An 8745-nucleotide genomic window follows, 5' to 3' on the forward strand; every position below is an offset into this window, starting at 1 on the left:
CAGGACGACACGCGAGGCCGATGGCGAGCGCTTCCTTGGCATATTCGGCGCATACAGAATTTATCAGGCTATCCCGGGCGGCAGGCAAACCGCACAAAACAGCAGGTAAGCGGCAAGAACATCCTCTCAGGATGGCGCTATAGGTAGTGGTCATAGAAATCAGCGAACAATAACATGTTTTGAGCTTCCTGAATACTGTCGGATTGTATACTTGACGAGCTGTTATCACGACACTAATACTTCGTGACTACGGTCCAGGTGCCTCATTGTCGGTGGCGTGAGGGTGGGGGTAGCTGACGGTTGGTCAGGGTTGTTCGAGAAGTTCATAGGACGGTTCGCTGGGCGGTTCGGTCGTGTTGAGCCTCGGCGTCGTATGCGCTCTACCTACGGGGATTACTCAGCTAGGTTGAGCAGAAGAATGGCTGGACGTTGGCTGAGGTGGTGGGTGACGCCGGCCCGCAGGGGATGCAGCGTCTGCTGAACTCCTACTCCTGGGACGTCGACGGTCTCCGGGATGACGTACGCGGCCTCGTAGTAGACGAGCTGGAGGATGCGGACGGCGGTGTTCTGGTCGTGGACGAGACGGGCTTCCTGAAGGAGGGCCACAAGTCGGCCGGTGTGGCACGCCAGTACTCGGGCGCGGCCGGGCGGATTGACAATTCTCAGATCGGAGTGTTCCTCGCTTACACCTCACAGCATGGACGAGCCCTAGTGGACCGGGATTTGTATCTCCCCGAGAGGATGGACCTCCGATCGTGAGCGGTGTCGTGCGGCCCGGCATTCCGGACGATGTTGAGTTCGCCACAAAGCCTGCCCTCGCGCTCCGCATGGTCGAACGTGCTCTGGCGGCGGGGATTCCGTTCGGCTGGGTGAGTGCCGACGCGGTATACGGAGGTGACGGGCGGTTCCGCCTGTGGGTCGAATCGCGGGACATACCTCATGTCTTGGCAGTGACCAAGTCGCAGTCGGTCGTTTCGATGGGTCTACTCGAGGAGCGGGCCCATCACGTCATCGCCCGGTTGCCGGAGGATGCCTGGGAGCCGCTGAGCTGCGGGAACGGCGTCCGAGGTCTACGCATCTATGATTGGGCGGTCGAGCCTATCCGGCCCCTCCGCCGTTCCGGCTGGGATCACTGGCTGCTGGCTCGCCGGAGCAGGTCGAAGCCATCGGAGATCGCTTACTACATCTGTTTCGCTCCCGAGGCACCGCCCTTGAGGAGTTGATCCGCGTGGCCGGCTCCCGCTGGTCCGTGGAGGAATGTTTCCAGACCGCGAAGAACGAGACCGGGCTGGACCACTACCAAGTCCGTGGCTACGAAGCGTGAGAAGTGCTCCTAACCTGCAACGGTGGGGCTTGTCTTCCTATCGACTGAGGAAGAAGAAGAGCTTCTCAAGAGTCCGGATGGTGTCCCGCCGAGTGCTGTAGCGGAGCTCGCGGCGAAATCTGCTGGTCGTGGGCTGGACTCGGGGCACCTGCCGTTGGGCAGAACTGATGTCTTATCAGGCAATGCCGTCCACCGTACGACGCTGCCGGCCTCGAGGCGGCTCTCTCCAAGCTCAGATCCACGAGCTCCGCGATGGCTGCAGGACCAAGCCCTGTCACCTGGCGATAGTCAGGCCCTCAGCGTGCCAGTCAGACCGATTGTGCACGTAACCCGCAGATTCGCCGTAATCGCCGCTACACCACTCGGCGGGAGACCCCACGATCCGGGCGATCCTGTTGGAAGTGGCACTCGCCGACCCTCAAATTTAGCAGGTGATGTTCTGTCGTACGGTCTCCTAGGTCAAGTACCCGAATGCTGGCGTATCGTTGAAGAATGCCGTATTAGTACTTTCCCTCGACGCGCGGACGCTTTCCTTGTGAACTCAATATTCCTGTAAGGTTAGCTCGGCGATCTTGTTGTTGTGGTCACATTAATCTGAAAGGGAGTTTGGCGTTATGATTGCAAATCGCTTATCGCTTGCCGCTGGAGTTGTTCTTGCGTTTGGGCTCCCTGTCGCTTTAGCTATCCCTGCCATGGCCGAGGGGGGAGAGCCTGAGCGCTGCGGCTTCTACGAGACGGCCACTGACGCCTACTACAAATACTGCCCCAATAGTGCGCAAGTTCGTATTAAGGTGCATGTTGGGGAAAATGAGTATGAAAAATGTGTAGGTCCCGGTGTGACGTGGCTAGGGTCGGAATATGAAATCCGAGGCGCTTGGGAGGTGAAGGGTCCATGTTATGGTATTGCTGGCGTCGCGATCCCTGAAAAATTGGGAGTCTTGCCGGAATAGCTGGAAATTTCAGAATTCGGAACTATTCTAGTTGACGCTCAACAGCTAACTCGTGCGTGTCGCTGTGTGCATATGGCAGGAGTGCACCGAACTGCTTATCTATGCGGCACTGGCCCACAGGGCAGGATTCTTTCGCCACTGCTAGCCAACGTGGCCCTCTCGGTTTTGGACGAACACTTCACCAAGATCGAGGGGGCCGCAGACCAGGTCGGCCGAGTGCGGGACGCTGTCGCGCAGGTCGGTGTGGAGTTACATCCGGACAAGATACGAATCATCTACTGCAAGGACACAGACCGGCGGCGCTCGTGCAAGCACGCGTCATTGCCAGAAGTACAAACGACTACGCTGCCGGGAGAAGAGATCGGGAGAACTGCTGGCAGGCGCGGCCCGCCGTTCCCTGAACCTGTTCGCCCACTGGTGGTTCGGCCTCAAGCCTGATAGCTGGACAATGGGAGCCGTGTGAGCCGAGAGACTCCCGTACGGTTCTGCGAGCGGCGGGTGGGATTCCCGCCGCCGACTCACTTCATCGTGCTCTGTCACAGCGAAGAACAGGTGCACCAGGTCAGAGACCGTCTGGAGAAGTGGCTGGAACCGAGAGGTCTGCGCCTCAACGAGGAGAAGACCAAGGTCGTGCACCTCGACAGAGGATTCGACTTCCTTGGATTCACCATCCGCCGACTGAACAGGAAACTGATCACCCGACCGAGCAAGGATGGCTGCGCGAGGTTCCGGGCGCGACTGCGGACTGAGGTGAAGGCCCTGAGAGGGGCCAACGCCGGGGCCGCACTGCGCAAGCTGACCCCGATCGTTCACGGCTGGGCGGCTTGCAGCGGCTAACATAATGGCTTCAGTTGTCGATGAGTGATGAGCTAGCAGGCAAGTTTGCGGAATGCTCCGTGGATGTCGGCCCGTCGTTCTCAGTGGATCCGCAGGCGCGGGAAGCCGTGCAGCCGGGCAAACGTGCGCTCGATCATCCACCGGTACGTGCCCAGGCCGGTCCCGTGCAGGGTGCCGTGGCGGGCGATGGCCGGCACGATGCCGTGCATGCGGACCTGGTCGCGGTAGATGTCGTGGTCGTAGCCGCGGTCAGCGAAGAGTGAGCCGGGCTTACGGCGGGGACGGCCGATGTGTCCACGGACCGGCGGAATCGCATCCAGTAGCGGAAGTAGCTGGGTGACGTCGTTGCGGTTGCCGCTGGTCAGCAGGACGGCGAGCGGGGTGCCATGACCGTCGGTGATGAGATGGTGCTTCGAGCCGACCCTGCCCCGGTCGACCGGCGACGAGTCGACCACACAACGCGACCAGTCCAGCCGTGCTGCAGCGTTGAGCTCAGCGAGCAGGACTTCCCGCTGCCAGACACTGGCCTCGTTCCAGTCCCGCAGCCGGAGCCAGCACGTCATGCCCGAGCCGAAGCCAAGCTCCCCCGGTAGGTACTCCTGCTGGATGCCGGTGTGCAGCACGTACAGGATCCCGCAGAGCACGTCCCGGTCCGGCAACGACCTGCGTCCCGGACACCGGAACTGCCTCTAGCTCGGCGACGAGTTCAGCCACCCCCGTCGGCGACAACCCCGTGATCCGCTGATTCCGAACGATCGCCGCCCTGATCCCCACCACGCTGAACACAACGATCAAGAAGCCGACGCGCCACGGCCAACCGTGCACGAGATCGTTAGGCTAACTGGGCGTTTCGTCCTGGGAGTCGTGTTTGGTTCGAGGTTCAGGTGTCTCGCCAGTTCGGGGTGGTTTCATTGGTATGGCGGCGGGTCATGAGGTCGATCATGGCGGGGTGGATCATGGCTTCGGAGCGGTAGGGGTGGGTTTTGTAGTCGCGGGCGAGGCGGCGGTGGTGCATGAACCAGCCGAAGGTACGCTCGATCGTCCACCTTCTTGGGATGACTTTGAATCCTGGGGTGCCTGGGGGCGCTGGACGGGCTGGACGTCGATGCTGAGGTGGGCGCCGTGGTTGATGGTGGTGGTGCGGTAGCTGGCGTCAACCCACGCCTTGCGGACGCGCGGGTGGGCGGCGGCGATGCGGGAGAGCGGTCGGACACCGGCGGCGGTGTCGGAGATGCTCGCAGTGGTGACCATGACGGTCAGCAGGAGGTCGAGGGCGTCCGTGCCCAGGTGACGCTTGCGGCCGATGATGCGCTTGCCTGCGTCCGTGCCCTGCCCTGGCAAGGGCACGTTGGCGGAGGTCTTGATGGTCTGGGCGTCCAGCACGCACCCGGACGGCTCCGCGTCGCAGCCCTCGCGGACTAGGCGCTGCAGGAGTCCGTTGAGCTGCTCGAACACCCTGCCTTCTGCCAGCAGGCGAAGTAGTGGTAGGCCGTGGGCCAGGGCGGGAAGTCGTGCGGGAGGTAGCGCCAGGGGAGGCTGGTACGGTCGACGTAGAGGACGGCGTTCATCAGCGAGCGCAGGTCGTGCTCGGGCGGCCGGCCGATGTCGGGCCCGCCAAGGTGTGCGTCCCGCCAGGCGGCCAGGACCGATGCGATCAGCTCCCAGCGTTCGTCGGAGAGGTCACTTGGGTGTCCGCTGTGTGCGGTGATGTCTCCCAAGTACCGCAGTGATGTTGACCGGTCCACCCATGCAGAAGGTGTCGACGACGCATGCCTTGGGATCAGATAGGAGATTTCAGGGCGGCACGACTCCCTGCTGTCACTCTGCATAGCAATCAGCCCGCCAGCCACTTCCGCCCCAGTACATGGACGCCAGAGAACCGGCATCAAGCGCCGCCAGACAGGACGAAACGCTCAGTTAGCGAAATTGCTTCGATGGACAGTTCTTCCCAACCTCTGAATCCCAGATAACGCCAGAAACATCGTTGACTGGGAACTCCATGGTGCACACGAAGCCACGGGTTCACCTCGCAATACGGATATGTGCTTTGCAGCTTGACGGTTCGACCGGTAAATGTCACTCTAAATCTTGAAAGTCGATCCTCGCGTCGAGGGAGCGAGCGCCTACTGAACCTCTTTCATCCTGGGGTCCCAGGGGTGATGAAGGACAGTGTCGTCGCAGGTCAGTGGGCTGTCATGCTGACAGTTCGCTGGCTCGCTGCCCTGGGACGTTGTGTCGGTATCGGCAAGGGTACAAGGGGTGCCGTCATTGAGCCTCCTTCATCCTGAATGCTCGCAGGTCAGGAGCGAGTGGACGGCGGTGACGTTGTGGCTGATGCGGTTGGTTGAGCATCGGGCTTTGAGGAGGATGCGCCAGGACTTCAGCCGGGCGAAGGGGCGTTCGCCGGAGGCTTCCGGTCTGGCGTGGACGCGGTTGTAGCGATGGTGTTGGTCCGGGAGTGTCCGTCGTAGGGGGTGCGGACGGTGGCGCCGGCGCTTTGGCGGGCCCGGTCGGCGAGGACGAGGAACTGCTGGGTGAGGCAGGCTTGGACGATGCCGCGCACGCGGGCCGCGGTCAGGTCGTGGGTCCGCCCGGGCAGTGCGCGGGAGAACCACAGCGGGGTCCTGTCCGATGACCTGCACGTTCATCACGTGCCGCTTGTACTTCTGCGAGTAGTACGGCTCGTCCGCAGTGATCCGGTCGGTCGGGATCAGCGTCCCGTCAACGATGACTATGTCGCTCTCACCCAGCCCACCAGAGCCTCCCGCAGGCTCGGGGCCCGAGCTGCGAGGAGCTCGAGCGTCTCGTCGACATACCTCCAGGCAGTGGACTCCGACACCCCGAAACCGGCACCCACTTGCGCGAGCGTCTCGTTCTTTCGCAGGTGGGCCAGCACCAGCAGGGCCTGTTTGAAGCAGCCCCGCCTCCGCCAGGGTGACTTCAGCTTCCGTCGGCGGGTGTAGATCAGCCACGAGACGTGCTCGACGGGCTCATAGGGGACGTCGAGCGTGAAAGGATGCGGAACCAAGCGAGGCTCCCCGAACGAAGCACGGTGCGTAGAGAACACCAGTGCAACGATCAGGAGCCTCACCTCGTTACCCCTCTAACCAGCCCCTTTCGCCCCTCCGAGACAGGATGAAAGAGGCTCATTGGGTCTGTAAAGTTTCGACTCTTTCCCATAATCTATGGTGGTGCTGTGTAGTTACTGCATGATCCTCTTGGTGCGGGTGTTGACGTCTTCGGTGCGCTCCATCGTGGTGGGGCAGGGTGAGGCCGGCGTCGATGGCGGTGCGGTCGAGCTCCAGGCCGTTCACGAAGGCGTGCAGATAGGAAGGCCGGAGGCATGGACAGCTGCGATCCACTCGGTGAGCCTGGTGTCGTTGTCGACGGCAGGAGCAAGGAGTTCAGCGAACTCCCGGATAAGACAGGTGAGTGCGGCCATCTCGGGGCAGGCCGCGGCGAGTTCCCGCAGAAGCCCGCTGTCCTTGCCTCAAAGGTTGTCGGGGTGAGGATGTGGCGGGCGAGTTGGCGTGGGGTGATGACGAGCCGGTCGCCCTCGGCACGGCCCTGCGTGATGTAGCGGTAGAGAAGGTTGAGGCTGCCGGTGTAGTCCAGCTCCTGGATCTCGCGAATCAGTTGCTTGACGGGGACAACGGGGGCGGCGTCCCGGCGGGTGCGGAGGTTGTGGCGATAGGGATCGACGAGGGTGGGCCGGTAGCATGGGGCTCGGCGCAAGGTATCCGGCTCTCGCGTCCGCGCGTAGCGTTTGACCGTGTTGAGTGCCAGGTTGAGGCGGCGGGCGCATTCGAGCAGGCCGACGCCCTTCGTGGACCTGACGCCAGCGTTCGCGGGTGGTCTGCTCGCGTACTCCTCCGGGGCGGGGCGGGTTGACAGTGGCCCAGCAGGAACTATGGGAGCGGCCCTCGGCCAGACCTGGTCGCATAGGTTGTGCCACAGATCCCACCGGTCGCTGACCTGTACCGCGTCGGGCAGGACTTGGCGGATAGCCTCACTTTAGGCGTTCGAGCCGTCACGGCAGACGATCTCCACGCCGGGGTGCTCGCGCAGCCACGTCTCGAGAGCGTCCGCGCTGCGGCCGGGGAGTACGTCGATCCGCTCGCTCGTCTCGGCGTCCGTCAGGATGGTGGCGTACCGGTGGCGGCGCTTGAGGGCGAAGTCGTCCATGCAGAACCCGCGGCATGCGGAAGGGGGCAGCGGCAAGCCGCACGAGCATCCGCAGGGCGGTCGAGCGCGACACCGCGGTGGCCAGAGCGTGGGACAGCCGAGCGGCCGCCCGGCCCACTACTGACCTTGCGGTCGTGATGTCGTAGGGGCTGACGGGCGGTGATCCCCGCGGTATGCCGAGAGCATGAGGTATCGGCAAGGTGGTGGGCTGACCGACGAACGGCGGGAGTTCCGCGAGCGGGGCTGGAGGCGGCCAGGATGTTCGCCGATGGACAACTCAGCGGGGTGATCGCGAGGCGATGTTGACACCCCTCTGACCTCACTCAGCAGGGGTTGGGGCCCGTCTGAACGCGCTCGACTGTCACCCGATCAGTGGCCGAATTGAAGAGGTTCAGTGAATTTTTTTCATCTTGTTTCAGGAGGGTGAAAGGGCTGGTCAGTAAGGGGATGATGTGGCGATGCGAGGTTCCTGGTTGTTGCGCTGGTGTTTTCTATACATTGTGCTTCGTTCGGGGAGTCTCGCTTGGTTCTGTATCTTTTCATGCTTGATGTCCTGTATGAGCTCGTCGAGTCGGCTTGTGGTTGGTCCATGCCCGCCGAGGTGAACTCAACTCGCGCTGGCGAAGGTTCGGCTGTTTCCAACAGGCCCTGCTGGTGGCTGGCACACGTGCGGAAGAATGAGACGTTCGTGCAGGTCGCGGGCGGGTTTTGGTGTTTCGGAGGCGACGGTTTTGGCGGTACGTTGGCGAGACCCTCGATGTCCTCGCAGCTCGGGCCCCGAGCCTGTGGGAGGCTCTGGTGGGCCTGGGTGAGGGCGGCTTTGTCGTCGTTGACGGGACGCTGATCCCGACCGGCCGGATCGCCGCGGATGAGGCGTACGACAGCCAGGAGCACAAGCGGCACGGGATGAACGTTCAGGTCGTCGCCCGTCTGGACGGGACCGCGCTGTGGTTCTCCCGCGCGCTGCCGGGACGCACCCACGACCTGACCGCAGCCCGGGCTTACGGGGGCGTCCAGGCCTGCCTGACCAGGGAGATCCTCGTCCTGGCCGACCGCACCTACCAAGGCGTCGGCGCCACCGTCCGCACCCTCTACGACGGACACCGCGAACTCCCCGACCCCTACCAGCGGTACAACCGCATCCATTCCCGCCTCCGGGCACCCGGCGAACACGCCTTCACCCGGCTCAAAACACGGCGCACCCTCCGCAAAGCCCCATGCTCAACCAACCGCATCGGAACCATCGTCCAAGCCATCCACACCCTCACGACCTACGAGCATTCAGGATGAAAGACGTCCATTAACCCCAACCACCCGCGATAGGGGCTGTAAAAGGAACGGTGTAACTCCGATCATGGAGGATTGCACCTGTGACCAGCGAGAACACAGTCGAGGCAGAGTCCGGGACCGTGGCCGTGGAGGCGGCGCTGCCAGCGGCGGCGGACGAGA

At 62.9% G+C, this 8745-nt stretch carries 2 protein-coding genes and 7 pseudogenes; 5 read left to right on the forward strand and 4 right to left on the reverse strand.

The window, feature by feature from the left end; all coding sequences use genetic code 11:
- Window positions 1-283 precede the first annotated feature (283 nt).
- The 3 genes and pseudogenes from ACFPP6_RS36020 to ACFPP6_RS36030 form a co-directional block, all read left to right on the forward strand.
- Window positions 284-1321 (forward strand): annotated as a pseudogene (locus ACFPP6_RS36020) (IS701 family transposase); the annotation flags it as partial.
- A gap of 695 nt (window positions 1322-2016) precedes the next feature.
- A complete protein-coding gene (locus ACFPP6_RS36025) occupies window positions 2017-2274 on the forward strand; it encodes a DUF6355 family natural product biosynthesis protein (RefSeq protein WP_382051093.1) in 258 nt (85 codons plus the stop codon).
- Window positions 2275-2733: 459 nt separating this feature from the next.
- Window positions 2734-3111 (forward strand): RNA-dependent RNA polymerase family protein, encoded by a 378-nt coding sequence (locus tag ACFPP6_RS36030; protein ID WP_382051092.1) that lies wholly within the window; start codon window positions 2734-2736, stop codon window positions 3109-3111.
- A gap of 32 nt (window positions 3112-3143) precedes the next feature.
- Here ACFPP6_RS36030 and ACFPP6_RS36035 read toward each other — a convergent pair.
- The 4 pseudogenes from ACFPP6_RS36035 to ACFPP6_RS36050 all read right to left on the reverse strand — a co-directional run.
- Window positions 3144-3800: pseudogene (locus ACFPP6_RS36035) on the reverse strand (IS5 family transposase); the annotation flags it as partial.
- A 191-nt stretch (window positions 3801-3991) separates the two neighbouring features.
- Window positions 3992-4820 (reverse strand): annotated as a pseudogene (locus ACFPP6_RS36040) (IS5 family transposase).
- 570 nt (window positions 4821-5390) lie between these two features.
- A pseudogene (locus ACFPP6_RS36045) lies at window positions 5391-6181 on the reverse strand (transposase family protein).
- Window positions 6182-6313: 132 nt separating this feature from the next.
- Window positions 6314-7423: pseudogene (locus ACFPP6_RS36050) on the reverse strand (ISL3 family transposase); the annotation flags it as partial.
- 57 nt (window positions 7424-7480) lie between these two features.
- Here ACFPP6_RS36050 and ACFPP6_RS36700 point away from each other — a divergent pair.
- Window positions 7481-7593 (forward strand): annotated as a pseudogene (locus ACFPP6_RS36700) (IS630 family transposase); the annotation flags it as partial.
- Window positions 7594-7837: 244 nt separating this feature from the next.
- Window positions 7838-8586, forward strand: a pseudogene (locus tag ACFPP6_RS36055) (transposase family protein).
- Window positions 8587-8745 lie beyond the last annotated feature (159 nt).

The sequence above is a fragment of the Streptomyces aureoversilis genome (assembly GCF_042657885.1).
In the GTDB taxonomy this organism is placed as follows: domain Bacteria; phylum Actinomycetota; class Actinomycetes; order Streptomycetales; family Streptomycetaceae; genus Streptomyces; species Streptomyces aureoversilis.